The following is a 26,085-nucleotide window of genomic DNA, read 5'->3' as shown; positions in this document are numbered from 1 at the left end:
CGCCACCCGGCCTGCGGGGTCCCGCCGGCCTGGCCGCCGCCGGCCTCGCTCGAGTTCCGGCTAGCCTGCCGCTCATGGGACTTCGTCGCCTCACCCGTGACCAGGCACGCCGGATCGCCGTCCGCGCCCAGTTGCTCGACGCGCCACGCCCGACCGACCTGGTCGCGACGGTCGAGCAGCTGACGCTCCTGCAGATCGACCCGACCGCCGCGGTCGCCCCCAGCGCGGACCTGGTCGCCTGGAGCCGCCTCGGGCCGTCGTACCAGCCGGAGCAGCTGAAGCAGTCCGTCGAGGTGGACCGGACCCTTTTCGAGTTCAACGCCCTGATCCGCCCGATGACGGACGTCGCCCTGTACCTCGCCGACTGGACGCCGCACCCGACCATCCGGGACTGGATGATGGCGAACGAGTCCTTCCAGCGCGACATCCTCGCCGTCCTGGCCGACCGCGGCGCGATCACCTCACGCGAGATCCCCGACACCTGCCCGGTCCCCTGGAAGTCCACCGGCTGGACCAACAACCGCAACGTCACCAAGATGCTCGAGCTGCTGGTCATGACCGGCAAGGTCGCGATCGCCGGCCGCACCGGACGCGAGCGCATCTGGGACCTGGCCACGAACGTCTACCCCTCCGACCTCGTCATCCCGTCCCCGGCCGAGGCCGAGGCCCGCAAGAACGAACGCCGCCTGAGCTCGCTCGGCATCGCCCGCGCCAAGGGCACCGAGGTCCCCGTCGAGCTCGCCACCGTCGGCGAGACCGGCGAACCGCTCGAGGTCGAGGACACAACCGGCATCTGGCAGGTGGACCCGGCCGCCCTGGCCGCGGTCGACGACTTCACTCCCCGGACGGCGCTGCTGTCCCCCTTCGACCGCCTGATCCACAACCGCACCCGGGCGTTGGAGCTCTGGGACTTCGAGTACACCCTCGAGATGTACAAGCCGGCCACCCAACGCCGCTGGGGCTACTTCGCGCTCCCCATCCTGTACGGCGACCAACTGGTCGGAAAGGCAGACCTCAAGGCCGACCGCAAGGCCGGCGTACTGCGGGTCCTCGCACTGCACCCCGACGTCCGCTTCACCCGCGCCATCACCAAGGGCATCAACGAAGAGCTGGACAACCTCGCGGCCTGGCTGGCCCTTCCCGCCATCGAGCGCCCATGAAGGTCACCGTCGTCGACTACCACACCGCCGGCGAGCCGTTCCGGATCGCGCTGGACGGCGTCCCCGAGATCCCCGGCGCCACGATCCTCGAGCGCCGGGCCTTCGCCCAGCAGTCCCCCGAGTTCGATGCCTACCGCAAGTTTCTCGTCAACGAGCCGCGCGGCCACGCGGACATGTACGGCGGCTTCCTGGTCCCGCCCAACGACGACGGCGCCCACTTCGGCGTCCTGTTCTGGCACAAGGACGGCTACTCCACCGCCTGCGGCCACGGCACCATCGCCCTGGCCACCTGGGCCGTCAGCACCGGCCGGGTCCCGGCCGCGGAGGACGGTGACACCGACGTCGTCATCGACGTCCCGTCGGGCCGCGTCACCGCCCGGGTCACCCGCTCCGCGGGCGTGGTCAAGAACGTTGCCTTTCGCAACATTCCGTCGTACGTGGTGGTCCGTGACGTCGCGGTCCACACGACCCGCGGCGACGTGCACGCCGACATCAGCTACGGCGGCGCCCTCTACGCCTCGGTCGACGCAGCGTCCCTGGGCCTGGGCGTCACCCCCACGCACTACTCGGACCTGATCTCCATCGGCCGGGAGATCAAGTGGCTGCTCAACGACACCGAGTGGTCCAAGCACCCCACGGACCCCCGCCTGAACGGCATCTACGGCACGATCCTGTACGACGACCTCGGCCCGTCCGCGACCGGTCCCCACCAGCGCAACCTCACCATCTTCGCCGACGGCGAGGCCGACCGCTCACCCTGCGGCTCCGGCACCTCGGCCCGAGTCGCTCTCCTGTCCGCCGAGGGCCGCCTCACCGTGGACCAGACCCTTCACCACGACTCGATCATCAACACCACGTTCCAGGCCCGGGTCGTCGCCTCCGTCGAGTCCGACAACCACCCGGCCGTCATCACCGAGGTCAACGGCACGGCGTACGAAACCGGCCGCGCCACCTTCACCCTCGACCCTGACGACACTCTCGGCACGGGCTTCACCCTCCGCTAGGACGGATGTGCGACGCTCGGTTCCATGACCGATCTCGCCGCAAAGGCCAGCGAACTCCTCCGTCTCCACCACACCGGCACCACCCTCGTCCTCCCGACCGTCTGGGACGCCTGGTCGGCCCGCACGGTCGTGGCCGCCGGCTTCCCCGCGCTCAGCGTCGGCAGCCACCCGCTGGCCGATTCCCGCGGCCAGAAGGACAACGAGGGCATGACGCTGGACGACGCCCTCGACGGCATCCGCCGCATCACCGCCGCCGTGGACGTCCCCGTCACCGCCGACCTCGAGTCCGGCTACAACACCCCGGCCGCCGAGCTGGTCGACCGCGCCCTCGACGCCGGCATCGCAGGCATCAACATCGAGGACACCGTCCACAGCGAGTCCCGCCTCCGGGACCTCACCGAGCACGCCGACTACATCGCGGCCCTCCGCGCCGCCGCGGACCAAGCAGGCGTGGAGCTCGTCATCAACGCCCGCACCGACGCCCTGATCACCAAGCTGGTCACCTTCGACGACCCGCTGACCGAAGCCGTCGACCGTTCCAAGGCCTGCGAGTCCGCCGGCGCCCGCTGCGTCTACCCGGTCGGAGTCCCCAACGCCGAGGCGCTGCAGACCCTGCTGAAGGAACTGTCCGGCCCCCTCAACGTCACCGCCGACCCGGTCAAGGGCGCCTACTCAGGCTCGTACGCCGAGCTCCAGGCCGCCGGGGTCCACCGCATCACGTTCGGCCCGCTCCTCCAGTTCACCCTCACCGAGAAGATCACCGAACTGCTGAACCCCTGGCACTAGACGGCGTCCGGGTGTCAGCCAGGCTCGGGCTCCGCAGGTGCTACCTCCACGCCGGCGGGCCGGTCGAGGCTCTGCGGAAGCAGCTCGTCGCCTGAGCCGACCTACCGACACGTGCAAAGTGCCCCGGCCTCTCGGCCGGGGCACCGTCGTACTGCTGTCGTCTGTGAAGGGGGTCAGCGAAGGCGGGCGATGCCGCCGAACTCGATCCACTCCTGGGTCAGCTGCTCGGCAGCGGGCTGCTCGTCGTCGGGACGCCATTCGGAGACCTCGACGAGACCCGGCTCGAGGATGTCCATCCCCTCGAACCAGGCGGCGACGTCCTGCTCCTGCCGCACCCGGCCCCAGTGCCCCTGCGTGGCCTGGTCCATGAACTTGGTGACGGAGTCACGGATGGCGGGGTCCTCGCTGACCAGCTGGCACATGACCAGGAAGCTGCCCGGAACCAGGCGGTCCTTGACCCGGGCGACCACGGCCGGCGGGCCGTCGGTCTCGCTGTCCGGGATGCAGTGGAAGACCGAGTTGAACAGCACGGCGACCGGCTGCGAGAAGTCGATCAGCCGCAGGGTCTCTTCGTGGTTGAAGAAGGTTTCCGTGTCGCGCATGTCGGCCTGGATGACCGTCGTCCGGTCGTCCTCGACGAGCAGGGCGCGGCCGTGCGCGAGCACCACCGGGTCGTTGTCGACGTAGACGACCCGCGACTCCGGGTCGATCCGCTGGGCGACGTGGTGCACGTTGTTCTGCGTGGGCAGGCCGGATCCGATGTCGAGGAACTGCCGGATGCCGTGCTCCTTGGCCAGGGCGCCCACCGCGCGCTGCAGGAACGCCCGGTTGTTCACCGCCAGGGCGCGGGTGCTGGGAACGACCTTGTCCAGCTCCTCGACGGCCGCTCGGTCGGCGGCGAAGTTGTCCTTGCCACCGAGGTAGTAGTCGTACATTCGAGCCGCTGTCGGGATCGATTCGTTGACCGTGGACTGTGGCGCCTCAGGCTGCATGACCTACCCCAACTTCCGAGCTGTGCCGACCGGACCGCCGACCGACGACAGAGTACTAGTTCTTGGTCACGAGGGGTATCGGCGAGCCACGCCAAGTGACAGCCGGCCGCCGTGAACGCCTTCGCGATCTACGACCGGATCGCCGCGGCTACCGGTGGAGTGCCGACGGCTTCCCGGGTGGGTGAAGAAAACCGCCGCCGCGTGGTCGCCGTACCGGTCGTACGCCGCCGCGCTGCTCTGGGCCTCGCTCGCCCCGGCGGGCGAGCTCTCCGATCCGAAGGCGCGCGCCTTGGCCCGCACTGACCCGACCCGGTACGGCGGCTAGCCCACGGCGTACCGGGAGCGGCTCATCACCGCGATGCCGATCGTTGCCACGAGCCCGTAAAGCGCCGGGGCGAGGAACACGTGCGGCAGGCCGAGCAGGCCCACGCCGAGGCTGCCGGTCAGTCCGCCGAGCGCGCTGGCCAGCGCGGTGGAGCTCATGAAGATCGCCGACGCGGTCGCGACGGCCGTCGGCAGCAGTCGTTGGGCGACGATGATGCCCAGGCCGGCGAAGACGCCCCACACCCCACCCATCAGGATCTGCCCGGCGAACATGCCCGCCGCGTTGCCGGTCAGGGCGAAGCACAGGTTGGCACCGACGCCGAAGGCCGCGGCGAGGACCATCAGGCGCATCATCCCGATCCGGCGCGCGACGACCACGGCGACCGGCATCAGGATCAGTTCGACGAAGGGCTGGATGCCGATCACCGCGCCGCTGATCGCCGTCGGCAGGTGGAGGCCGTTGTTCATGTAGATGGTGAGGTAGCCGTACTTGATCGGCTCGCCCGCGTAGACCAGGACGTACAGCCCGGTGAACGCGAGCAGCGGGAACATGGCCCGCCTGCCGGAGAGATGCGTGAGGTGCGCAGGCACAGGCGCCGGCGGTTGGGGTTGCGGCTCCGGTGTCGCGACGGGCGTCGCGGCAGGCGGCGCCGAGCGAGCACGGGCGAAGCCCATCGGAACGATCTGCGCGAGCGTGCACACCCCCGTCGCCACGAACATCGCGCGAGGTCCGGCGGCCGTCGCCAGCAGCGAACCGCCCACCGGGCCGACGATCCAGCCCGCCGTCAGCGCCATCCGAACGATCGACACCACCCCGTCACCGACCGGACTGGCGGTCGCCTGCAGGTCGTCGTGCACCGCGGCGAACAACTGCGACCCCGCGGCACCGGCGAAGGCCAGCACCACCGTACTGATCACGAACGGCATCCACACCTGGTCGACCAGCGCCATCGCGCACCAGCCGAGAAACCCTGCCAGGGCGCAGAGACGAAAGAGCCCGAGGCGCTTCCCCGTACGGTCCGACCGCGCACCGATGAAGTATCCGGCGATCGGCGCGGTCAAGCTGGTCAGGTAGTACAGCCCGGCCGTGGTCAGCGAAACGTGCAGCTCGTCCACCAGGAACAAGGTGATCTGCGGCGCGGCCGCCGAGGTCCCCAGCCCCGACAGGAACAACGCCACCGTCGCGCCGCGGTACAGCGGCGATCTCCACACGACCCGCGTCGCAGACTGACTGCCGGTGCCACCGTGGGCGGCAAGTGCTCCAGGCAAGACGACCCCTTGTTCGTTTGAGCGGAAGACCCCGCTCACCTTATCCGAACAAACACTTTCTATGTTCGAATGGTCGAATTTTGTTCGACATCCCGGTCATGGGGCTTGATCGGACTCCAGGTGCGCAATGCGCCGACGGAGGAACCGCGGCTGAAGCAGCGCGACCCCGCAGACCGCAACACCGCACAAGGGGAGAATCACTCGCCGCCACTCGATGTCGTCATCGATGAGACCAAGCACCGAACTCGCCAGGAGGAACACGACCCCGACGACGAGGGTCACCCGGACCCATCGTGGCTCTGCCTGCGCGAGCTGCCGGCGGGCGAACCGCGCCGCGACCGCCCGGACTTCCGGATCGTCAGGGATCGGTCCCCACTGGGCCGCGCGCAGTGCCCGTCCGCGCTGCTTCCGGTCCAACGTGTCGCCTTCGAACGGTCCGAACAAGCGCTTCGTTCTCCGGTTGACCAGGCCCATCGCAAGACCGAACGCCGGAGCGGGGGCTGCTCCCGCGACCAGCGCGGCAGTCCAGCTCTCGTCCATCAGGAACCTCACGGCCAAGCCGAACAGCACGCCGTACGCCAGTCCGGAGACGAGCCCGACCAGCCAGTTGGAGGCATCGAGAAGATAGGTGCGCATGATGCATCGTCGCGGAACCAGCTAGCTCAGGCCGACCTCCACGGCGTGGTTGCAGCTTTTGCCACCCCGACTCGTTGCTCAGCCCCGGCTGGTCCTCAGCAGCGTCTCGGCGGTCGCGGTCCGCGCGTACAGGACCGAGTGCCCGGCCCGATGGGCACTCACCAGCCCGGCGGACTTGAGGACCGCCAGATGCTGCGAGGCACCGCCCGCGGTGATCCCTGTTCGCGCTGCCAGGTCACTCGTCGAGGCCGGAACGGCCAGTTCGCTCAGCAACTTGGCTCGCGACGCTCCGAGCACGCCGGCCAGACCGTCGGCAGGACCGTCGGCCGGTCCGGAGTTCGTTGCCGTCCACAACGACTCGGCACCCAGCGCCGGGTAGGTGAGCCGGGGCTGGTCAGGGGGGACGGCGACCGGCCAGGGCCCCGACCAGGCGAAGGCCGACGGCATCATCAGCAGCTCCGCACCGCCGGTGTCGCGCGACGTGCTGGGTCCGGTGTGCTCGACGAGCAGCGACCGTCCGTCCCAGCGAACCCCTGGGTGTTCTGCCAGCGGCCTGTCGCCCGCCGTCCGCCCTCGCTCGGTCAGGTCGTCGGTCAGGACCGCCCGGATCCGGCCCCAGCGCGGTGCGAGCGCGGCCTTCCAGTACAGCTCGATCTGGTGACCGAGCTCGATCAACCCTGCCGCCGGGTCGTCGTACAAGTGATCCAGCGGGTCGGGCAGCGGACCACGCCCAGGTGCAGGACCCGCCGGTACGCCGGCCTCGCCGCGCGTCGCGAGGACCCAGGCCAGCAGGTCGAGATCCTGCCGGACCTGCTCGGGTGAGGTGCCGCGCAGGCCCACCAGGTCAGCCGTCAGGTCCGGCACCGGTGTCGAAGGCGGCACGAAGAGGAAGCCTGGTACGTAGGGCAACGCGGGCCGGACAAGCCCGAACAGCAAGCTCAACCGCCGCCGGTGGCGTCTCACCCGACGCAGCGCCCAGTCCGCCCACTCCGGGTACGCCGCTCGGCCGGCTTCGTCCTGCAGCACCCTGACGCTGGCGAGCGTCTCCCACAACGGCGACAGCACGAAGCGGGTCTCCGGCTCTCCCGCGGGGAACCGCAGTCTCAACGTGCCGGTCATCGGGTCGCCACGCGCCGGTACCGGGAGACCGCCAGCGTGAGGAAGATCGCGATGATCCCGATCGAGCAGAGCACCGTGTAGAGGATCGCGTGCTCGGCCGGCCAGCCCTGCGGCTGGGGCAGGGCGGCGGGTGTCGGGTTGCCGAAGAGCTCCCGCCCCGCGTTGGCCAGCGAGGTGATCGGGTTCCACTCGGCGATCGTCGCGAGCGGCTGCGGCATCGCCGTCACCGACACGAAGCCCGAGGAGATGAAGGTTGCCGGGAACAACCAGATCAGGCCGAGGCTCTGCGCGACCTCGACGCTCCGCGCGACCAGGGCGATGTACGCGCCGACCCAGGACATCGCGAACGCGAAGAGCAGGATCAGCCCGTAGCCCGCGAGGGCGTCGAGCAGCCCGCCGCGGATCCGCCAGCCGATCAGCAGTCCGCACAGGCTGGTCACCGTCAGGCTGATCACGCTGGTCGCGAGGTCGGAGGTGGTCCGGCCGAGCAGCACCGCGATCCTTGACATCGGCAACGACCGGAACCGGTCGACGACGCCTTTCTGCAGGTCGTTGGCCAGCCCGATGGTGGTGAACGAGGCGTTGAAGGTGACCGTCTGGGCGAAGATCCCGCCCATGATGAACTCACGGTAGGCGTCGCCGCCGAGGCTGCCGCCGAACACGTACCCGAGCAGCAGCACGAACATGATCGGCTGCAGGATGCTGGCGAAGATCGAGCCCGGCGTACGGCGGATGTTCAGCAGGTTCCGCCACGCCAGCGCGCTGCTGTCGCGGGTCATCTGGGCGATGCTCATGCGCCCAGCTCCGCCCGGCCCGGAGCGGCGTCCGGGCCGGACCCGGTCAGCGCGAGGAACACGTCGTCCAGGGTCGCTCGCCGCAGCCCGATGTCCAGCACGTGGATCCTCTCCTGGTTGAGCCGCCCCAGTACGGCGGCCAGCGCCAGCTGCCCGCTCTGCACGGCGACCTCGAGCCGCCGGACCCGTCGGTCGACGGTCGGGTCCGCGATTCCCACACCGCTCAAGATCCGGTACGCCGCGGCGAGGTCCCCCTCCTGCGCCGTCACCAGCTCCAGCCGCTCCCCGCCGGTCCGGCTCTTCAGCTCGTCACTCGTACCGTTCGCGATCACCCGGCCGTGGTCGATCACCGCGATCCGGTCGGCGAGCTGGTCGGCCTCCTCCAGGTACTGGGTGGTGAGCAGCACGGTCGCGCCCTCGCGGACCAGCTCCCCCACCACGTCCCAGGTGTCCAGCCGGCTCTGCGGATCGAGTCCGGTGGTCGGCTCGTCCAGTACGACGACCGGCGGGGCCGCCACCAGCGCCCCCGCGAGGTCGAGCCGGCGCCGCATTCCTCCCGAGTAGGTCCCGGTCAGCCGGTCGGCCGCGTCCGTGAGGTGGAACCGTTCGAGCAGCTCGCGCGACGTCACGCTCGCCTGCCGCGCGCGCATCCCGTAGAGCTTCGCGACCAGGTAAAGGTTCTCGAACCCGGTCAGCTTGTCGTCGACGGCCGCGTACTGGCCGGACAGACCGATCGAGCGCCGGACGCCTTCCGGGTCGTCGCTCACGTTCCGGCCCGCGACCGTCACCAGTCCCGAGTCCGGCCGGAGCAGGGTGGTGATGATCCGTACGGTGGTCGTCTTGCCCGCGCCGTTCGGGCCGAGCAGCGCGAAGACCTTGCCGGTCGGCATCGCGAGGTCGACGCCGTCGAGCGCGACCTTGGTGCCGAACGACTTGCGGAGATCCTCGATCACCACCGCGTGGTCCCCCGCCAGCCGTTGCGGTGCGCGCCGGGCGACCGGACTTCGCGACGGCGGCTCGGGCGGACCCTTGCTGCGGCGGTGGCGTGCGCTCACCGGCCGCTCTCCTGCGCCTGCAGGCTGAGCGGCGTGATGTCGGTCCAGTTGGTCTCGACGAACTCCAGGCAGGTCTGCCGGGAGTCCGGCCCGAAGACCCGCGTCCAGCCCGCCGGCACCTCGGCGAACACCGGCCACAGCGAGTGCTGCTGCTCCGCGTTGGTCAGGATCACGTACTGGTCGTCGGGCGACTCGAACGGGTTGGTGGTGCGTTCACTCATCGTCGGTTCCTGTCCATGCTCGGTGGTGGTCGAGGGCCGCGTCCTGGCGTTCGACCAGGGCGCGCGCGATCAGCGGCCCGATCTCGGCCAGCGCCGCGGGCTGGGTGAGTTGTGCGTGCTTCGAGGCGACCGGGTGCTCGTCGATCCGCCCACTCACCACGCTCTGCCAGTCCTGCGGCACCGGGCCGTCGGCCGGCCGGTCCACGGTGGCGGTGACGAAGATCAGGTCGCCGGTGAAGGGCCTCGGGACGAAGTCCCGCATCAGGACGGCCTGGGTCACGAACGCGTCGACCATCGCGCCCAGCTGGTCCTCGGTCAGGCTGCCCATCGGGTTGCCGGTCTCGCGGTACACCTCCAGCACCCGCGCCCGGTCGATCGCGCCGTCCGGCACCGGCAGCCCCTGGTTGTGCAGCAGCGACCCGAAGATCTGGGTCTCGGTCGCCGACTCGAGCCCGTCGGCCGGCACCTCGGGGTAGGCGTCCAGCAAGGCGAGCAGCCCGACGTCCTGACCAGCGGCCTGGAGCTGTCCGGCGACCTCGTGGGCGAGGTTGCCGCCGAAGGACCAGCCGAGCAGGAAGTACGGCCCTTCCGGCTGCACGGCCTGGATCTGCTCGATGTAGTCGGCCGCGATGGCCTCGATGCTGACCGGCTCGTACGACGGCTCGGACAGCTTGCGCGACTGCAGCCCGTACAGCGGCTGGTCCGGCGCCAGGTGACGCAGGAGCCCGGAGTACGTCCACGAGATCCCGCTCGCGGGGTGGACGCAGAACAGCGGCGGCCGCTGCCCTCCGGACCTCAGCGGCAGCAGCACGTCGAGGTCGCCACCGTCGGTCGCCGCGTCGAGCTCCTCGGCCAGGCCGGCCACCGTCGGGTGCTCGAACAACCGGCGGATCGGCATTTCGACCCCGAAGGCGGTCCGGACCTTGCTGATCAGCGAGCTGGCCAGCAACGAGTGGCCACCGAGGTCGAAGAAGTTGTCGTCAACCCCGACCCGCTCGACTCCGAGCGACTCCGCGAACAGCTTGCAGAGCAGGTCTTCGCGCGGCGACCGCGGGCCGCGGCCCGGCTCGGTCGCCACCGGCTCCACCTCGGGCAACCGCCGCTCGTCGACCTTCCCGTTCGGCGTCAACGGCATCGTGTCCACCGCGACGAAAGCGGTCGGCACCATGTACTCGGGCAGGACGCGACCGAGGGCGACGCGCGTCTCCCGGACGTCTCCCCCACCGACCACGTAGGCCACCAGGTGCTCACCGGCCTCCGACGGACGCACCCGTACGACGGCCTGCTCGATCCCCGGCAGCGCGACCAGCGCGGCCTCGATCTCGCCGGGCTCGACGCGGAAACCACGCACCTTGACCTGGTCGTCGACGCGGCCGAAGTACTCCAGCGTGGCGTCGTCGCGCCAGCGCGCCAGGTCGCCGGTGCGGTACATCCGCTCGCCGTCGTCGCCGAACGGGTCGGCGACGAACCGCTCCGAGGTCAGCGGTGCCCGGTTGAGGTAGCCGCGAGCCACGCCGGCACCGGCCAGGTACAGCTCGCCGGGAACACCGGCGGGCACCGGCCGGAGCCGGGCGTCGAGAACGTAGGCCCTCGTGTTGTCCACCGGCCGGCCGATCACCGGCCGGTGCTGACCGTCGAGCCCCGCGACGACCGAGTCGACCGTCGACTCGGTCGGTCCGTAGAAGTTGTAGCAGGTCACGCCGTCCAGAGCGCGCAGTTCGGACCACAGCGCCTCGTCGACGGCCTCCCCGCCCAGCGCGAGCACGCGAGGACGGTGATCGCCGTCCAGCAGTCCCGCCGTCCGAAGTTGCCGCAGGTACGACGGCGTCGTCTCGACCACCTCGACGCGGTGCTCCCGCAGGTGGCGGACCAACGCGTCCGCGTCCCGGCGGGTGTCCTCGTCGACCAGGTGCAACTCGTGACCGGCGATCATCCAGAGCACCGGGTCCCAGGACGCGTCGAACGCGAGGGCCGCGGTCAGCGCGACCTTCAACCGGGCCGAACCCACCTGCGCGACCGCGGGCTCGAACACACTCGTCTCGTGGTGCTGCAGCAGGTTGGCCAGCGACCGATGCTCGACCACGACGCCCTTGGGCCGACCGGTCGAACCGGACGTGTAGATCACGTACGCCGGGTGGCCCGGTCGCAACGGCGCCTTCCGGTCACCGTCGGACAGGTCCTCGGACGAGGCAGCCGCCAGCGCGGACGTGGTGGACGAGGAGTCCAGGTCCAGCCGTACGACGGCCTCCGGCAGCTGAACGCCGGTCTCGGTGACGACGAGGGCGGGCGCGGCGTCGGTCAGCACGGCGCTGATCCGGTCGGCCGGGTAGCTGAGATCGATCGGCAGGTACGCAGCGCCTGACTTCAGGACCGCGAGCAGCGCGACCATCGTCCGCGTCGATCGTCCGAGCGCGACTCCGACCGTGTCGCCGGTGCCGACGCCTTCGGCCCGCAGGACTCTGGCCAACCGGTTCGCGGCTGCGTTCAGCTGCTGCCGGCCCAACCGGCCGTCGACCGCGACGACAGCGACGTCGTCCTCTTGAGCACGCCGCGCATGCTGCTCGAACACTTCGACGACCGTGCTCGTCGGCAGGCTCCGGCCCGTGTCGTTCCAGCTCCTGAGGACGGTCTCCAGCTCGTCCGTGGCCAGCAGTTCGAGATCGTTGACCCGGCGGTGCGGATCCGAGGTCGCGGCGCCGAGCAGCTGACCGAGCCAGCCGACCAGCCGTTGCGCCGTCCGGTGCTCGAAGAGGTCCGCATTGTACTCCAGCGTCCCGGTCAGACCGGCCGGCGACCCGTCCGCATGGTTGCGCTCGGCAACAGACAGGGAGAGGTCGAACTTGGCGGTCTCCGCGGCCTGCGCGTCGATCACCGTGACGTCGAGTCCCGGCAGGGCGAGCGTTGCCTCCGGCGTGTTCTGCAGGGTCAGCATGGTCTGGAACAGCGGGTGCCGGCTGAGACTCCGGCTCGGCGACAGCTCCTCGACCACCCGCTCGAACGGGACGTCCTGGTGCTCGAAGGCGGCCAGGTCGGCAGCCCGCACCCGGGCGAGCAGGTCGGCGAAGCTGGGGTCACCCGACAGGTCGGTGCGCAGGACCAGCGTGTTGACGAAGAAGCCGACCAGTTCGTCGAGTGCCTCGTCGGTCCGGCCCGCGACCGGCGTACCGATCGCGATGTCGCTGCCGCCGCCGAGGCGTGACAGCAACGCGGCCAGACCGGCGTGCAGAACCATGAACAGGCTGACGCCGTGCGCGGCCGCGACCGACGCCAGGCGCCGGTGCAGCTCCTCCGGCAGGGCGATCGGGAGCAGCCCCGCGCGCCGTACGGCCTCCGCAGGTCGCGAGTGGTCGTACGGGAGCGGCAACTCTTCGGGCACCCCGCTGAGGGCGCCCTTCCAGAAGTCGAGCTGACGCCGCGACAGGCTGCGCGGCTCGGTGTCGTCGCCCAGAACCTCCTGCTGCCACAGTGCGTAGTCGGCGTACTGGACGGGCAGGTCCGGCCACGAGGTCGTCGTACCGGTCGAGTGCGCCGAGTACGCGGCGGCCAGGTCACGCGCCAGCGGGGCGGTCGACCAGCCGTCGGTCGCGATGTGGTGCATCACGAGCAGCAGCACGTGTTCCTGCTCGGCGACCTCGAACAGCGTCGCGCGCAACGGCAGCTCCTGCTCGAGGGCGAACGGCCGCGCGACGGCAGCCCGGATCGCGTCCTGCAGCTGGTCGCGCCGCGCCGGCAGCACCGGCATCGCGAGGTCCGCGCTCCCGAGGACCTGCTGGTACGGCGTTCCGTCGTCGGTCCGGAAGACCGTCCGCAGGCTTTCGTGCCGGGCCACGACGTCGTTCAGCGCCGCGGTCAGCGCGTCCCGGTCGAGCCGGCCGGACAGGTTCAGTGCCATCGGCAGGTGGTAGCTCGCGCCGGCGTTCTCGAAGCTGTTCAGGAACCACAGCCGGCGCTGGGCGAAGGACAGCGGTACCCGTTCCGGACGGGTCCGCGGTCGCAACGACACCCGCGCACCAGAAGTTGCCGCCGGCCACCGAACGGCCAGCGCGGCCGGGGTCGGCGCCTCGAAGACCGTCCGGATGGCGAGGTCGACACCGAACCGGGCGCGGATCCTGCTGACCAGGCGCGTGACGAGCAACGAGTGGCCGCCGAGGGCGAAGAAGTCGTCGTCAGGACCGACCTCCTCGACCGCGAGGGTCTCCGCGAACAGGTCGCACAGCTCCTCCTCGAGCGCGTTCCCCACCCTTCGGCCCGCACCGGTGACGGTCGTCGGCTCAGGCAGCCGCGACCGGTCGAGCTTCCCGTTCGCGGTCAGCGGCAGCTCCGGTACGACGACCACCGCGGCCGGCACCATGTAGTCGGGCAGCTCGCGCGCCACTTTCTGCCGCAGCGCGGTCGGCTCCGGCGCTGTACCGGCCGCCGGTACGACGTACGCGGCCAGCCGGTCCGGCCCTTCGGCCGGCCGATGGACCACGACCACCGCCGCGGAGACGTCGCGGAACGAGACCAGCGTGGACTCGATCTCGCCCAGCTCCACCCGGAATCCGCGGATCTTCACCTGGTCGTCGACGCGGCCCCGGAACTCCAGCGCGGCATCACGGTTCCAGCGGACCAGGTCGCCGGTGCGGTACATCCGCGTACCGGGTTCGCCGTACGGGTCGGCGACGAAGCGTTCGGCGGTGAGCGCCGACCGGGCGTGGTACCCGCGCGCCAGACCGGCACCGGCCAGGTACAGCTCGCCCGCGACACCGTCCGGGACCGGCTGGAGGTTCGCGTCGAGCACGTAGGTCCGGAGGTTCTGCACCCCGCTACCGATGACGGGAGCCCGATCGTTGCGGATCTCGGCGATCACCGAGTCGACCGTGCACTCGGTCGGGCCGTAGAAGTTGTAGGCCAGCAGACCGTCGGCGGCCGCCAGTTGCGACCAGAGCCGGGCGTCGACCGCCTCGCCACCGAGCGCGAGAACCGTCGGCCGGTGATGGCCTGAGTCGAGCAGGCCCATGCCCAGCAGGTGCTGCACGTACGACGGCGTCGTCTCCATCGCGTCGATCCGCAGCGCGTCCACGTAGGTCAGCAGCGCTTCGGGATCCCGCCGGACGTCGTCGCCCAGCAGGTGCAGCTCGTGCCCGTCGAGCATCCACAGGATCGGGTCCCAGGACGCGTCGAACGACACTCCGGCGGTGTGCGCCACCCGGAGAACCTCGTGCCCGCGGGCCTTTCGCGCCGGGCCGAAGACCTGCCGCCGGTGGCTGTGGAAGAGGTTGGCGAGCGCGCCGTGCTCGACCGCGACCCCCTTCGGGCGGCCGGTCGACCCCGAGGTGTAGAGCAGGTAGGCGAGATCGGTCCGGCGAACCGGCGTTCCGTCGTACGCCGGTGCCGGGCCGACCCAGAGCGTGGGGTCGTCGAGCAGGATCCGTTCGGCGGACACCTCGACGTGTGCCACCGCCGACGTACTGACCACGAGCGCGGGCCGGGCGTCGGCCAGCAGGTAGCTGATCCGCTCGGCCGGGTACTCGACGTCCACGGGAAGGTAGACGGCGCCGGTCTTCAGGATCGCCAGCAGCGCGACGACAGTGTCCGCGCTCCGCGGCAGAACGACGGCGACCGGTTCACCCGAACGCGCGCCGCGAGCACTCAGCACGCTCGCCAGATGGTTCACCCGTTCGTTCAGCTCCTCGAACGTCAGGCTCCGGTCCGGCGCGACCACGGCAGTGCGGTCCGGCGTAGCAGCGGCCTGCTCCTCGAACAGCTGGACCACGGTGCTCGGCGGGATCTCACGGGCAGGCCCGTGCCGGTCCTCGAGCAGCTCCCGGCGCTCGGCCGGCGTCAGCAGCTCCGCCTGGTGCAACGGAAGCTCAGGAGCATCCAGTACGACGTCCAGCAGGCGATCGAGGCAGTCGCCGATCCAGCGAGCGGTCCCGGCATCGAACAGGTCCGCGTCGTACTCGAGCCCACCGGTCAGCCCCGCCGGACGGCCTCCGGCGTCGAACTGCTCGGTGAGGTCCAGGGAAAGGTCGAACTTGGCCGCGCCCGTCGCCGCCGGAGGATGCACGGCGACCTCGAGATCGCCCAGCGCGGTCACCGGCGCCGGAGTGTTCTGCAGACTCAGCATCACCTGGAACAACGGGTTGCGCCCCGCGATCCGCTCGGGTTCGAGCTCCTCGACGATGCGGTCGAACGGAACGTCCTGGTTCTCGTACGCCGTCAGATCGGTCTCGCGCACCCGCCGTACCAGCTCCTGGAAACTGGGATCGCCCGAGACGTCCGTCCGCAGCACCAGGGTCGAGACGAAGAACCCGACCAGCTCGTCCAGGGCCCGTTCGCTGCGTCCGGCCACCGGCGTCCCGAGCGGGATGTCGGTGCCGGCGCCGAGCTTCGACAGCAGGGCCGCCGTCGCCGCGTGCAGCACCATGAACAGGCTGGCGCCGTTGTCCGCGGCGAACCGCGCGAGGCGGCCGTGGAGGTCGGCGGACAGCTCCACCGGCACCGTGCCGCCTGCGCCCGAAGGCGTCAGCGGGCGAGGGCGATCGGTCGGCAGCGTCAGCTCGCTCGGAAGATCCTCCAGCGCCGAGGTCCAGTACGTGAGCTGGCTGGAGATCCGGCTCTTCTGGTCGTCCTCGTCGCCGAGGAGGTCCCGCTGCCAGAGCGCGTAGTCGGCGTACTGAACCGCGAGCGGTGCGCTCGGCAGACCCGCGTACGCCGTCGCGAGGTCACGCGCGAGCGGTCCGAGGGACCAGCCGTCAGCGGCGATGTGGTGGATCACCAGCAGCAGTACGTGATCCCGCGGAGCCAGGCGGATCAGCGTCGGCCGGAACGGGAGTTGGTGCGCCAGGTCGAAAGGCTGCGCCGCGAGCGACGTCAGGTCCTGGTCGAGCGTCTGCGTCGTACTGAACGCGGTCTCCAGACCGACTCCCGCCTCGTCAGCAGGCAGAACGCGCTGGAACGGCTCACCGTCGGCCTCCTCGATCACCGTCCGCAGGCTCTCGTGCCGGGCCACCAACTGGTTCAGCGCGCTCCGGAGGGCGTCCACGTCCAGGTCGCCGGTCAACCGGAGAGTGGCCGGGAGGTGGTAGTCGGCCGAGGCCGGGTCGAGGCGGTGCAGGAACCAGAGACGCCGCTGGGCGAACGACAACGGGATCCGCGCCGGCCGAACGGCCGGAAGGAGTTGCGGACGGTCGTCCGTCGCGGCGATCCGCAGCCGGTCCGCCAGCGCGGCCGGTGTCGCCGCCTCGAACAGCGTGCGGATGCTGACCTCGGTCGTCAGCTGGTCCCTGATCCGGCCGACCACCCGGGTCGCCAGCAGCGAGTGCCCACCGAGCGCGAAGAAGTCGTCGTCGACACCGACCGCGGGCAGCTCGAGGACCTCGGCGAAGATCTGGCACAGCGACTGCTCCAGGTCGTTCGCCGGCCGGCGGCCGCTCACCTCGGACGCCGTGTCCGCCGGCAGCGCGGCCTTGTCCAGCTTGCCGTGCGCGGTCAGCGGCAGCTCGTCGAGGACGACGATCCGCTGCGGAACCAGGTACTCCGGCAGCTGCCGCGTGAGCTGTTCACGGAGCTCCCGCCCGGTCGCCGTCGACACGGCGTACGCGATCAGCCGCTCGCCGCTCACGACCACGGCCGCCTGACCGACCTCGTCGAGTGACGTCAGCGCCGCCTCGACCTCGCCGAGCTCGATCCGGAAACCGCGGATCTTCACCTGCTGGTCGGAACGACCGACGAAGTCCAGCGTTCCGGCCGCGGTCCAGCGGACCAGGTCTCCGGTCCGGTACATGCGCGCGCCGGTGCCGTCGTACGGGTTCGCCACGAAGCGCTCGGCCGTCAGGCCGGTGCGGCCCTGGTAGCCGCGGGCGACGCCGGCGCCTGCGAGGTACAGCTCGCCGGTCTGGCCGACGGGGACCGGCTGCAGCGCGGCGTCGAGCACGTAGGCCTGGACGTTGCGGATCGGCCGGCCGATCGTGGGACGCGGCGTACCGGCCAGCCGCGCGATCACCGCGTCGACGGTCGCCTCGGTCGGCCCGTAGAAGTTGTAGACGACGCCGGTCGCGGCGGACAGCTGGGTCCACAGGGAGGCGTCGACCGCCTCGCCGCCGAGAGCCCAGACGGTCGGCGTGTGGTGCTCGGGGTCCAGGACGTCGGCCGAGAGCAGCTGGCGCACGTACGACGGTGTCGACTCGACCGAGTCGATGCGCTCGTCCGCGAGGTACTGGACGCAGGCCTCGGGATCCCGCCGGACCTCGTCGGGCACGATGTGGACCTCGTGGCCGGCCAGCATCCAGAGAATCGGGTCCCAGGCGGCGTCGAACGCCGGGCCGGTCAGGTGGGCGACGCGCAGAGTCGCGCGCCCGGTCGCCGCGACGGCGTCCGCGAAGATCGTGGCCCGGTGGCTGGCCAGCAGGTTCGCCAGCGCACGGTGCTCGACCGCGACGGGCTTCGGCCGGCCGGTCGAGCCGGAGGTGTAGGTGAGGTAGGCCAGATCGGCCGGCGACGGCGGCGTCCGCCGTACGGGCGAGTCGTCGTGCTTGCTCTGCTCGTCGAGGAGAAGCATCGAAGTGGTTGCCGGAAGCAACTCGGACGTCGCCTCGTCGGTGACGACGACCGCCGGCCGCGCGTCGGCGAGCAGAGTCGCCAACCGCTCCCGCGGGTAGGACGTGTCCAGCGGCAGGTACGCCGCTCCGGTCTTGCTGATCGCCAGCAGCGCGACGACCGTCTCCACCGACCGCGGCAAGGCTGTCGCCACGGTGGTTCCGGCGCTGATCCCCCGCCTGGCGAGCGCGTCGGCGAGGTCGTCGGACTCGGCGTCCAGCTGCGCGAAACTGAGACTTCTCCGCTCGTCGGAGACCGCCGGGGCCTGCGGGCTCTCGGCGACCTGCGCCGCGAAGATCTCCGGCACCGTGGATTCCGTGGCGTCGGCCCGCGTGCCCTTCCCGCTGTCGAGCAGCTGCGCACGGTCGTCCGCGGACAGCAGGTCGACCGCTCCCACCTCCTGGTCCGGGGCGTCGACGAGCGCCCGGAGAACCCGGACGAACTGACCGTGGTGACGCGCCAGGTCGTCCGCGTCGTACCGGCGTGGGTTCGCCGCGAGGTCGATCCGGAGACCGTGGCGCGCGGAGATGCCCTGGACGATCACGGACAGGTCGTCGATCGGCCCGACCGACAGGTTGTGCATCGCGGCGTCGTGCGACCCGAACTCCATCTGCGGGTCGAACGGAAGAATGTTGATCGTCGGGCCGTGCAGAGCGTCGTCCCGGCCCAGACCGAGGTCCCTGCGCAGGTCCTCGGCGCGGTACCGCTGCCGCTTGAGCGCGGCCCGGGCGACCGTCACGGCCTGCGCGACCAGCTCGGTGAAGGTAGTCGACGGGGTCACCTTCAGCCGCAGCGGGATGACGTTCGACAGCATCGACGGCGTCGTCTTGTGCAGCTCGGAACGGCGTGACATCACCGGCAGCCCGAAGACCACCTCACGGTCGCCCGTCGCGCGGTGCAGGAAGGCGGCCATCGCCGCGATCGCCAGCATCGACCAGTCCGTGCGGAGGCCACGGGCCGCGATCCGCAGCTCCTCGGCCTCGACGGGCGAGAACTGTCCGGTGTGCTGGCTGAAGGTGTGGGCCATGGCGGCCGGCTCGCTCAGCAGCGTCGCGTCCGGCAGGTCGCCGTACGTCGTACGCCAGAACTCCTGGTCGACGCCGTACTGCTCAGAGCCCGGGTACTCGAGGTCGTCGGCAACCAGCGCCGGCAGCGAACCGAACCAGGCCGGCTCGACCTCTTCGCCGAGCTCCAGCGCACGGTAGATCCGGGCGAGCCGCAGCACGAGCAGCGTGGCGCCGTAGCCGTCGACGAGCAGGTGGTGGATGCGCTGGTAGAGGAAGAACCGCTCGTCGTCCAGCTTGAGCAGAACGGCGGCGAACAGCCTGTCCCCGGTCGGGTCGAGCGGAGTGTTGATGTCCTCGTCGAGCCAGGCCCGGGCCGCCGCCTCGGGATCGGGCCGCGCGCTCAGGTCGACGACCGGCAAGGACCACGGCCCGAGCGGTTCGATCACCTGCATCGGCCGTCCGTCGACCTCGCCGAACCGGGCCCGGACCGACTCCGCCTCGGTCACCACCTGCCGGATCGCCCGCTCGAGGCGCTCGGCGTCCACCGGACCCCGGATGTCGAGGTACTGCCCGATGTTGAACATCGGCGAGGCGGGATCGAGGCGCTGGGCGTACCAGACGCCGGTCTGGGCAGCGGTCAGAGGAATTGCCTCACGCAGGGAGAACACAGGACCTGGCCTTCGAGATCGGCAGATGGTTCCGGGTGACCGGCGTCGGCAGTCCGGGCGGCGCCGACGGGCGGTCTGGTGTCAGAGCCGTCTCCCGGCGGCCGGCGAGGCGACCCATCGCCAGGCCACCAGGAAACGATCGGTGGAAAACTTCAGAAGATGCTGATGTTTCCGAAGGAGATGATCAGGTTCACGATCGACTGCATGTAGCTCATTTCTTCGCCCCACTTCCTGGTCCTCGACAGATCCGGGCCGCGAGCAACCGTTGCCTACGGCCACGGTCCCGTCCCGGGAACACAGGACCTTCGGGGCTCACCCCGGGCACGGATAGGTCCTGGTGACCCAGCACACACGGACGTTTCACCCAGTGGCTCGTACCGGCCGGTCGTGCCTTCGTGAATCAGCTCTGACTAAAAGTTCCGGCCCGCCGAAACCTTCACCGACCTCTGCGTCCGCGCCGCCCTCGGCACGGTCGCGGTCTCGCAGCCGCCGGCCGTCGCCGAGTACCACCGGTGTCCGGTGGATTTCCGGCACTTGTCCCGGTCGGCCCAGCCGGAGCCCTCGCGGTGACGAACTACGCGTCATGAGTTCCTCACTGAACGCGACCTTGATCCGGTTCGAAGGATCCGTCCACGGCTGGCTGGTCCTGCACTCGATCACCGCCCTGCGGATCAGCATGGGCGCCGTCTTCGTCGTGTTCGGAGCACTGAAGTACTTCCCCGGCGTCAGTCCCGCCCAAGACCTCACCGTCACCACGATCGACCTCATCACCTTCGGCCTCGTTCCGGCCACACCGGCGCTGATCCTGACCGCCACCCTGGAGTGCCTGATCGGCCTCGGCCTCCTGGTCGGCCGCGGCCTCAGGACGACCGTCTACCTGCTGGCCGTGCAGTTGCTGGGCATCCTGTCGCCCCTGCTCGTCCTCCCCGACCGTCTGTTCAGCGGCCCCCACCACGCACCGACCCTCGAAGGCCAGTACGTCCTGAAAGACCTCATCCTGGTAGCCGCCGCCATGGTCATCGCCACCCGATTCCGCGGCGCCCGAATCACCACCAGCCCCGATCCAGTCAGCCCCTGAGGCCGACCACCACCCTCGACTTCAAAGGCATTCGCGCGCACAGCTAGATCATCCGGTAGTCACTAGGTGACTGTCGGAGCATGCGGGAACCCAATCTGCGGATCCGTCCGCGTTGCGGGTCCGGACTACTTCGCGATGGCGCCGGGGCCGGGCGAGACTGTCGTCTGCTGGGCGGTCAGGTCACGGTGGCCGGTGGCGCAGACGATCTCTGCTCGCACCGGCGCATCGCAGCCGCGGTGGGTGATGTGAACCGGGGGGCGCTGACCGTCGGCCAGGTACCGGTCGCCCCACTGCATAAGGGCCACGACGGCGGGCAGCAGGTCCAGGCCTTTGGCCGTGAGGCGGTACTCGTAGCGCTCTCGCTGCCCGGCCTCGCGGTAGCTGCAACGCTCGAGCACGTCATGTTCAACCAAGGTCGCCAGGCGGTCGGAGAGGATGTTGCGCGCGCATCCGATCGCGGTCAGGAAGTCGGCGAAGCGTCGTACGCCGTAGAAGGCCTCGCGCAGGACCAGCAGCGTCCACTTCTCGCCGACGATCTCCAGGGTGCGGGCGATCGAGCAATTCTCGGCCGAGTACTCCAGGCGATTGGCGAGCATCTGCCCGATCCTATCTAGGTTGACATTCAAAACCCAGCCTGCGACCTTGAGTCCTTAATCGCAACCTAGATGCCTTCAGACAGGGAGCACCACCGCATGCCGATGATGGACGCATTCATTCCCGAGGGCGCACTGAGCGCTGAGGCCGAGCGGCAGCTGCTCACCGATCTCACGGACATCCTGCTGGTGCACGAGGGTGCCGACCCGACCAACGAGGTCGCGCGCTCGATCGCGTGGATCTTCCTCAACCGGCCCGTCGCTGTCTACGTCGCCGGTGCGCCGGCCCAGGCTCCGCACTACCGGATGGTCTGCGCGGTCCCCGAGGGCCAGTTCGACCCCGAGCGACGGCAGGCAATCGTCGAGGCGGTGACGGAGCGCGTCCTCGACGCCGAGGAGGGCGCCCATCCGCGTGACGCGTCGCGCGTGTGGGTGATCACCTCTGAGGTCCCCGACGGCACCTGGGGTGGCAACGGCCGCATCGTCACGCTGGCCGACATCGCGACGCTCGTCACCGGCGACAAGGAACTGGGCCGCAAGCATGCCGAGCAGCGCTTGGCCTCTCGCGCGGGCTGATGCCAGGCCGGCCCGGCTCGATGGCGGAGGCGGGTGGGAGACCTACGACCGGGTGCGAGGTCGGTCCGCGAGGGCGGGATGCTCGAGGTGATCGTCAACGGTGAGGGCGGCGCCTTCGGCGCAGTGGGTGGTGGAATTGATTGCTGCGTACGGTCTGCGCATATGCGTGATGAGGCATGTGGTCGATGGTCGTAGATGGCCGCTGTTTGTCGCTGAATGAGGTGAGCGGGGGCCAGCTTGGCCACGATCTCAGTGTTGCTCTAGGCAAGCTTTCGGTCCATCACACGCGCGCGTCAGGCCGATCGCGTCGCGGAGCTCGCGTCAGCGTCGGGCAGGTCGCGGTCGAGGTGGTCGGCGTGGAACAGCGCCTGGTCCAGCAGACCTTTCACGTGGTCGTCGGCGGCGGAGTAGTACACGAACGTCCCCTCCCGGCGGCCCTTCACCAGACCGGCCAGGCGCAGCTTGGCCAGGTGCTGACTCACCGCGGCGGGAGCGGCGCCGGCGAGTTCGGCGAGGCACGCTACCGACGACTCGCCCTGCAGGAGAGCCCACAGGACCTTGATCCGGGTGGGGTCGGCCATCAGCCGGAACGACTCCGCGGCCAGGTGGACCTGCTCTTCGTTCGGCATCTCGAAGTTCTCGATCGACGAGTGCATCCACCCACACTACAACCCACCCGCTTACTTGCGTATATGCATGTGTGCGCAGCTAGCATGTACAGGTGGCGACAGACACCGAAACTGCGGCAGTCCGTGACGAGACGCCGATTTCAGCTCGAACGGCGCCCGGCGGCGACTGGTGGCGCAGCGCCTGGACGCTGCCCGAGGTGCGCTGGGCGACCGCGGCGACGGTCCTGTTCCTGGCCGGGCTGGTCGTCGACCTGGCCGGCGGTCCGACGTGGGTCTACTGGTCACTGTTCTTGGCCTGCTACGTCGCCGGCGGCTGGGAACCGGGCTGGGCCGGGCTCCAGGAGCTGCGGAACAAGCGCCTCGACGTCGACCTGCTGATGGTCGTCGCCGCGATCGGTGCCGCCTCGATCGGGCAGGTGCTCGACGGCGGGCTGCTGATCGTCATCTTCGCCACCTCCGGCGCGCTGGAGGCGGTCGCGACCAAACGCACCGAAGACTCCGTACGCGGACTGCTCGACCTCGCACCCGACACCGCCACCCGCATCGCGACCGCCGACGATGCCGCCGGGACGCTGGAGGAGACGGTGCGGGTCACCGACCTGGCCGTCGGCGACGTCGTGCTGGTGCGGCCGGGCGAGCGGATCGGCGCCGATGGGACCGTGCTCGACGGCGCCAGCGAGGTCGACCAGGCCACCATCACCGGCGAACCGCTGCCGGTCGACAAGACCACCGGTGACGAGGTGTTCGCCGGAACGCTCAACGGCACCGGGGCACTACAGGTCCGAGTCGACCGCGCGGCCGCCGAGTCGGTAGTCGCCCGGATCGCCGGGCTGGTCGAGGAAGCCGCACGAACCAGGGCCAAGACGCAGCTGTTCATCGAGAAGATCGAGCAGCGGTACTCGATCGGCATGGTTGCCGCCACCGTCGTACTGTTCGTGGTCCCGTTGCTGTTCGGGCAACCGGTCACCCCGACGCTGCTTCGGGCGATGACGTTCATGATCGTCGCCTCACCCTGCGCGGTCGTGCTCGCGACTATGCCGCCACTGCTGGCGGCGATCGCCAACGCCGGGCGCCACGGCGTACTGGTCAAGTCCGCAGTGGTGATGGAACAGCTCGGCGCCACCACCCAGGTCGCGATCGACAAGACCGGCACGCTGACCCGCGGCACACCGCATCTGGCCGAGATCCGGCTCCTCGAGGACACCTCCTTCACTCGCGACGAAGTGCTCGCGATCGCCGCGTCGGCCGAGCATCCCAGCGAGCACCCGCTCGCGACCGCGGTCGTGTCCGCGGCCCGCGCCGCCGAACTGCCCCTGACACCCGTCGACGCCTTCACCGCCACCGCCGGCCTCGGCGTGACAGCCACGATCGACGGATGGCACGTCCAGATCGGGGCCCCTGCCGCGCTCCTTGCCGGCTCGTGCGGTCGCGACCAGGCAGCCCGGGCCGCGACCGACGAACTGCAACAGGCGGGAGCTACCGCGGTCGCCGTGCTGATCGACGACGCGCCGGTCGCGGTCCTCGGCATCGTCGACCAGCTCCGCCCCGAAGCACCAGGTGCGATACAGCAGCTGACCCAGCTGACCGGCAAACCCCCGGTGCTGCTCACCGGAGACAACAGCGCGACCGCCACTCAGGTCGCCGCTGCGGTCGGAATCACCAGCATCCACTCCGAACTGTTGCCCGACGACAAGGTCGCCGCGGTCCGCGAGCTCCAAGCCGCCGGCGAAAGGGTCACCGTCGTCGGCGACGGCATCAACGACGCGCCAGCACTGGCTACCGCCGATGCCGGCATCGCCATGGGCGGAGCTGGATCCGACCTGACCCTGCAGGCCGCCGACGCAGTCGTGGTCCGTGACGACCTGACCACGATCCCGGCCGTCATCGCACTGTCGCGCCGAGCGCGCCGGGTCGTGATCGCGAACCTGATCATCGCGGCCACCTTCATCACCGTCTTGGTGATCTGGGACCTGGTCGGTCACCTGCCCTTGCCGCTCGGGGTCGCCGGACACGAGGGCTCGACCGTCATCGTCGGCCTGAACGGGCTCAGACTGCTCCGCAATGCCGCCTGGAACCGGGCCGCTGCCGAGACCGGACAGCTCCGATGACCGCCCTCGCACCGACCGGGGGCGATTCAGCCCAGCATCCGCTGTTCGGCGGGTTGATGCTGCTCGGCGGTCGCGCGGCCGACCTGTTCGGCCCCCGCCGCGTGGTGCTGACCGGCCTGCTCGTGTTCACCGTGGCCTCGCTGGTCACGGGACTGGCCGACAACGCCACCACGGTGATCGCCGGCCGCGTTGCCCAAGGCATCGGTGCGGCGATGCTGTCCCCCGCCGCGGGGCCGTGATCCTGTACGCCGTGTTCGCCGCCGTACAGCGTGCGGTGAAGTCGCCGCTGATGGATCTCGCCATCTTGACCCGGCGTCCGGTGGCCGCGGGAACGTTCCTGATCCTGGTCGCGACGGCGCTGATGATCGCGGTGTTCTTCCTCGGCTCGTTCTACCTGCAGCACCACCAGGGCTACGGCCCTCTCCGCACCGGCCTGCTGTTCCTGCCGGTAGCGGTCGCCACGATCCTCGGCGCACAACTGGCCGGCCGCTCGATCGGCAGCGCGGGCGCACGCAAGATCGCCGCGACCGGACTGCTGACCGCCGCCGCCGGAACAGCCATCGCGGCGATCTGGGACGGCCCGGTCACGGTCGTCGCCGGCATCAGCCTCGGCGCCGCCGGCATCGGCGCAGCCTTCGTCGCCTCGTCGGCCACCACCCTGTCCCAGGTGGCCCACCACGAAGCCGGTACGGCGTCCGGCCTGCTGAGCACGTTCCACGAGTTCGGCGCGGCCCTCGGAGTCGCGGTGGTCTCCAGCATCGCCGCCGCAAGCATCGCGGGAACCACCGGCACAGGATTCACCGGCGGCTTCACCTTCGCCGCCGTCACCGCCGCCATCGCGGCACTGCTCGCACTCCTGGTCGTCCCGACGACCAAGCCTCCGGCAGGCGCCGCGACTCACACCCGCTGACGCGGCCCGCGAGGCCAGTCGCCACCATCAACAAAGGGCCGGACCACGAGCATCGCTCGAGGTCCGGCCCTTTGGGCGCGACGGCCAGATCGCGGCCCAGCAACAGGGGATGCATCGAACGCACGGTCGCCGAACGGCGCTACTTGCCCCGCACAACGATTCCCTCGCGGCCTCTCGGCATCGAGTTCAGGAACGCACCAGCCGCGCGATCGCCTCGGAGGCTTCCTTGAGCTTGCGGTCGGCCTCCGGTCCGCCGGCGGCGGCCGCGTCGAGCACGCAGTGCGCCAGGTGGTCGTTCAGCAGTCCGAGCGCGACCGATTCCAGCGCCTTCGTCATGGCCGAGATCTGGGTGAGGATGTCGATGCAGTACTTCTCGTCCTCGACCATCCCCTGCAGACCCCGGGCCTGGCCCTCGATCCGCTTCAGCCGCCGCAAGTAGGCCTCTTTGTCCTCGATGTACCCGTGCTGTGCCTGCTGGGCCACGCCCACCACTTCCTTCCCTGACCTCGCCGCGAACCCTACCGGCCAATCACCTACCAGATCCTGCCAACCCTTGCCCATCGATAGAGTACCCCC

The 26,085-nt window shown here is 70.3% G+C and carries 20 protein-coding genes; 9 read left to right on the top strand and 11 right to left on the bottom strand.

What is annotated here, in order from left to right:
• Positions 1 to 74 precede the first annotated feature (74 nt).
• From ACLQ2O_RS30305 to ACLQ2O_RS30295, 3 genes are read left to right on the top strand one after another with little or no spacing between them, the layout of a single operon-like run.
• Positions 75 to 1,160, top strand: a complete 1,086-nt coding sequence (locus ACLQ2O_RS30305) for a DNA glycosylase AlkZ-like family protein (RefSeq protein WP_425838041.1) — start codon at positions 75 to 77, stop codon at positions 1,158 to 1,160.
• The gene (locus ACLQ2O_RS30300; RefSeq protein WP_425838038.1) at positions 1,157 to 2,164 is read left to right on the top strand and encodes a proline racemase family protein; all 1,008 of its coding nucleotides are present in this window, start codon (positions 1,157 to 1,159) and stop codon (positions 2,162 to 2,164) included. Before ACLQ2O_RS30305 ends, ACLQ2O_RS30300 begins: the two co-directional genes overlap by 4 nt.
• A 24-nt stretch (positions 2,165 to 2,188) precedes the next feature.
• On the top strand, positions 2,189 to 2,950 hold the full coding sequence (locus ACLQ2O_RS30295; protein ID WP_425838035.1) for an isocitrate lyase/PEP mutase family protein: 762 nt from the start codon (positions 2,189 to 2,191) through the stop codon (positions 2,948 to 2,950).
• Positions 2,951 to 3,123: 173 nt separating this feature from the next.
• On the opposite strand, the gene ACLQ2O_RS30290 is transcribed toward ACLQ2O_RS30295, so the two are convergent.
• Positions 3,124 to 3,942 carry an SAM-dependent methyltransferase gene (locus tag ACLQ2O_RS30290; protein ID WP_425838033.1) on the bottom strand — a complete coding sequence of 273 codons (819 nt, stop codon included), beginning with the start codon at positions 3,940 to 3,942 and terminating at the stop codon, positions 3,124 to 3,126.
• A gap of 181 nt (positions 3,943 to 4,123) precedes the next feature.
• On the opposite strand from ACLQ2O_RS30290, the gene ACLQ2O_RS30285 reads away from it, so the two are divergent.
• Positions 4,124 to 4,267, top strand: coding sequence for a hypothetical protein (locus ACLQ2O_RS30285; protein ID WP_425838030.1), 144 nt, complete (start codon positions 4,124 to 4,126; stop codon positions 4,265 to 4,267).
• Here ACLQ2O_RS30285 and ACLQ2O_RS30280 read toward each other — a convergent pair.
• The 7 genes from ACLQ2O_RS30280 to ACLQ2O_RS30250 all read right to left on the bottom strand — a co-directional run bounded on the left by ACLQ2O_RS30280 (position 4,264) and on the right by ACLQ2O_RS30250 (position 19,615).
• Positions 4,264 to 5,535, bottom strand: coding sequence for an MFS transporter (locus ACLQ2O_RS30280; RefSeq protein WP_425838027.1), 1,272 nt, complete (start codon positions 5,533 to 5,535; stop codon positions 4,264 to 4,266). The genes ACLQ2O_RS30285 and ACLQ2O_RS30280 overlap by 4 nt on opposite strands.
• Positions 5,536 to 5,631: 96 nt before the next feature.
• Positions 5,632 to 6,171: a hypothetical protein gene (locus ACLQ2O_RS30275; RefSeq protein ID WP_425838024.1), complete on the bottom strand. Its 540-nt coding sequence runs from the start codon at positions 6,169 to 6,171 to the stop codon at positions 5,632 to 5,634.
• A 78-nt stretch (positions 6,172 to 6,249) separates the two neighbouring features.
• Complete coding sequence (locus ACLQ2O_RS30270; RefSeq protein ID WP_425838021.1) at positions 6,250 to 7,290, bottom strand: ArsR/SmtB family transcription factor; 1,041 nt, start codon at positions 7,288 to 7,290, stop codon at positions 6,250 to 6,252.
• Complete coding sequence (locus ACLQ2O_RS30265) at positions 7,287 to 8,084, bottom strand: ABC transporter permease (protein ID WP_425838018.1); 798 nt, start codon at positions 8,082 to 8,084, stop codon at positions 7,287 to 7,289. The genes ACLQ2O_RS30270 and ACLQ2O_RS30265 overlap by 4 nt, the downstream gene beginning before the upstream one ends.
• A complete protein-coding gene (locus tag ACLQ2O_RS30260; protein ID WP_425838015.1) occupies positions 8,081 to 9,139 on the bottom strand; it encodes an ATP-binding cassette domain-containing protein in 1,059 nt (352 codons plus the stop codon). The genes ACLQ2O_RS30265 and ACLQ2O_RS30260 overlap by 4 nt, the downstream gene beginning before the upstream one ends.
• Positions 9,136 to 9,360, bottom strand: coding sequence for an MbtH family protein (locus tag ACLQ2O_RS30255; RefSeq protein ID WP_425838012.1), 225 nt, complete (start codon positions 9,358 to 9,360; stop codon positions 9,136 to 9,138). The genes ACLQ2O_RS30260 and ACLQ2O_RS30255 overlap by 4 nt, the downstream gene beginning before the upstream one ends.
• The gene (locus ACLQ2O_RS30250; protein ID WP_425838009.1) at positions 9,353 to 19,615 is read right to left on the bottom strand and encodes an amino acid adenylation domain-containing protein; all 10,263 of its coding nucleotides are present in this window, start codon (positions 19,613 to 19,615) and stop codon (positions 9,353 to 9,355) included. The genes ACLQ2O_RS30255 and ACLQ2O_RS30250 overlap by 8 nt, the downstream gene beginning before the upstream one ends.
• A 583-nt stretch (positions 19,616 to 20,198) precedes the next feature.
• Here ACLQ2O_RS30250 and ACLQ2O_RS30245 point away from each other — a divergent pair.
• Positions 20,199 to 20,693: a DoxX family membrane protein gene (locus ACLQ2O_RS30245; RefSeq protein ID WP_425838006.1), complete on the top strand. Its 495-nt coding sequence runs from the start codon at positions 20,199 to 20,201 to the stop codon at positions 20,691 to 20,693.
• Between the two features lie 125 nt (positions 20,694 to 20,818).
• On the opposite strand, the gene ACLQ2O_RS30240 is transcribed toward ACLQ2O_RS30245, so the two are convergent.
• On the bottom strand, positions 20,819 to 21,289 hold the full coding sequence (locus ACLQ2O_RS30240; protein WP_425838003.1) for a winged helix-turn-helix transcriptional regulator: 471 nt from the start codon (positions 21,287 to 21,289) through the stop codon (positions 20,819 to 20,821).
• Between the two features lie 96 nt (positions 21,290 to 21,385).
• Here ACLQ2O_RS30240 and ACLQ2O_RS30235 point away from each other — a divergent pair, with 96 nt between their 5' ends.
• Positions 21,386 to 21,862 carry a tautomerase family protein gene (locus ACLQ2O_RS30235; protein ID WP_425838001.1) on the top strand — a complete coding sequence of 159 codons (477 nt, stop codon included), beginning with the start codon at positions 21,386 to 21,388 and terminating at the stop codon, positions 21,860 to 21,862.
• Between the two features lie 293 nt (positions 21,863 to 22,155).
• Here the strand turns inward: ACLQ2O_RS30235 and ACLQ2O_RS30230 are convergent, their stop codons facing one another.
• Positions 22,156 to 22,518 (bottom strand): ArsR/SmtB family transcription factor, encoded by a 363-nt coding sequence (locus ACLQ2O_RS30230; protein ID WP_425837998.1) that lies wholly within the window; start codon positions 22,516 to 22,518, stop codon positions 22,156 to 22,158.
• Between the two features lie 65 nt (positions 22,519 to 22,583).
• On the opposite strand from ACLQ2O_RS30230, the gene ACLQ2O_RS30225 reads away from it, so the two are divergent.
• From ACLQ2O_RS30225 to ACLQ2O_RS30215, 3 genes are read left to right on the top strand one after another with little or no spacing between them, the layout of a single operon-like run.
• Complete coding sequence (locus ACLQ2O_RS30225; protein ID WP_425837996.1) at positions 22,584 to 24,599, top strand: heavy metal translocating P-type ATPase; 2,016 nt, start codon at positions 22,584 to 22,586, stop codon at positions 24,597 to 24,599.
• Positions 24,596 to 24,838, top strand: a complete 243-nt coding sequence (locus tag ACLQ2O_RS30220) for an MFS transporter (RefSeq protein WP_425837994.1) — start codon at positions 24,596 to 24,598, stop codon at positions 24,836 to 24,838. The genes ACLQ2O_RS30225 and ACLQ2O_RS30220 overlap by 4 nt, the downstream gene beginning before the upstream one ends.
• The gene (locus tag ACLQ2O_RS30215) at positions 24,835 to 25,509 is read left to right on the top strand and encodes an MFS transporter (protein WP_425837992.1); all 675 of its coding nucleotides are present in this window, start codon (positions 24,835 to 24,837) and stop codon (positions 25,507 to 25,509) included. The genes ACLQ2O_RS30220 and ACLQ2O_RS30215 overlap by 4 nt, the downstream gene beginning before the upstream one ends.
• Before the next feature lie 186 nt (positions 25,510 to 25,695).
• On the opposite strand, the gene ACLQ2O_RS30210 is transcribed toward ACLQ2O_RS30215, so the two are convergent.
• The gene (locus ACLQ2O_RS30210; protein WP_425837990.1) at positions 25,696 to 25,998 is read right to left on the bottom strand and encodes a metal-sensitive transcriptional regulator; all 303 of its coding nucleotides are present in this window, start codon (positions 25,996 to 25,998) and stop codon (positions 25,696 to 25,698) included.
• Positions 25,999 to 26,085 lie beyond the last annotated feature (87 nt).

The sequence above is a fragment of the Kribbella sp. DT2 genome, assembly GCF_049844575.1.
GTDB lineage: Bacteria > Actinomycetota > Actinomycetes > Propionibacteriales > Kribbellaceae > Kribbella.
This window is presented reverse-complemented; position numbering and strand designations above follow the sequence as displayed.

Bases quoted from the DNA above. Each gene is read 5' to 3' on its own strand.
- ACLQ2O_RS30305 (WP_425838041.1), top strand. From the start codon at position 75: ATGGGACTTCGTCGCCTCACCCGTGACCAGGCACGCCGGATCGCCGTC.
- ACLQ2O_RS30300 (WP_425838038.1), top strand. From the start codon at position 1,157: ATGAAGGTCACCGTCGTCGACTACCACACCGCCGGCGAGCCGTTCCGG.
- ACLQ2O_RS30295 (WP_425838035.1), top strand. From the start codon at position 2,189: ATGACCGATCTCGCCGCAAAGGCCAGCGAACTCCTCCGTCTCCACCAC.
- ACLQ2O_RS30290 (WP_425838033.1), bottom strand. From the start codon at position 3,942: ATGCAGCCTGAGGCGCCACAGTCCACGGTCAACGAATCGATCCCGACA.
- ACLQ2O_RS30275 (WP_425838024.1), bottom strand. From the start codon at position 6,171: ATGCGCACCTATCTTCTCGATGCCTCCAACTGGCTGGTCGGGCTCGTC.
- ACLQ2O_RS30270 (WP_425838021.1), bottom strand. From the start codon at position 7,290: ATGACCGGCACGTTGAGACTGCGGTTCCCCGCGGGAGAGCCGGAGACC.
- ACLQ2O_RS30265 (WP_425838018.1), bottom strand. From the start codon at position 8,084: ATGAGCATCGCCCAGATGACCCGCGACAGCAGCGCGCTGGCGTGGCGG.
- ACLQ2O_RS30255 (WP_425838012.1), bottom strand. From the start codon at position 9,360: ATGAGTGAACGCACCACCAACCCGTTCGAGTCGCCCGACGACCAGTAC.
- ACLQ2O_RS30245 (WP_425838006.1), top strand. From the start codon at position 20,199: ATGAGTTCCTCACTGAACGCGACCTTGATCCGGTTCGAAGGATCCGTC.
- ACLQ2O_RS30240 (WP_425838003.1), bottom strand. From the start codon at position 21,289: ATGCTCGCCAATCGCCTGGAGTACTCGGCCGAGAATTGCTCGATCGCC.
- ACLQ2O_RS30235 (WP_425838001.1), top strand. From the start codon at position 21,386: ATGCCGATGATGGACGCATTCATTCCCGAGGGCGCACTGAGCGCTGAG.
- ACLQ2O_RS30230 (WP_425837998.1), bottom strand. From the start codon at position 22,518: ATGCACTCGTCGATCGAGAACTTCGAGATGCCGAACGAAGAGCAGGTC.
- ACLQ2O_RS30220 (WP_425837994.1), top strand. From the start codon at position 24,596: ATGACCGCCCTCGCACCGACCGGGGGCGATTCAGCCCAGCATCCGCTG.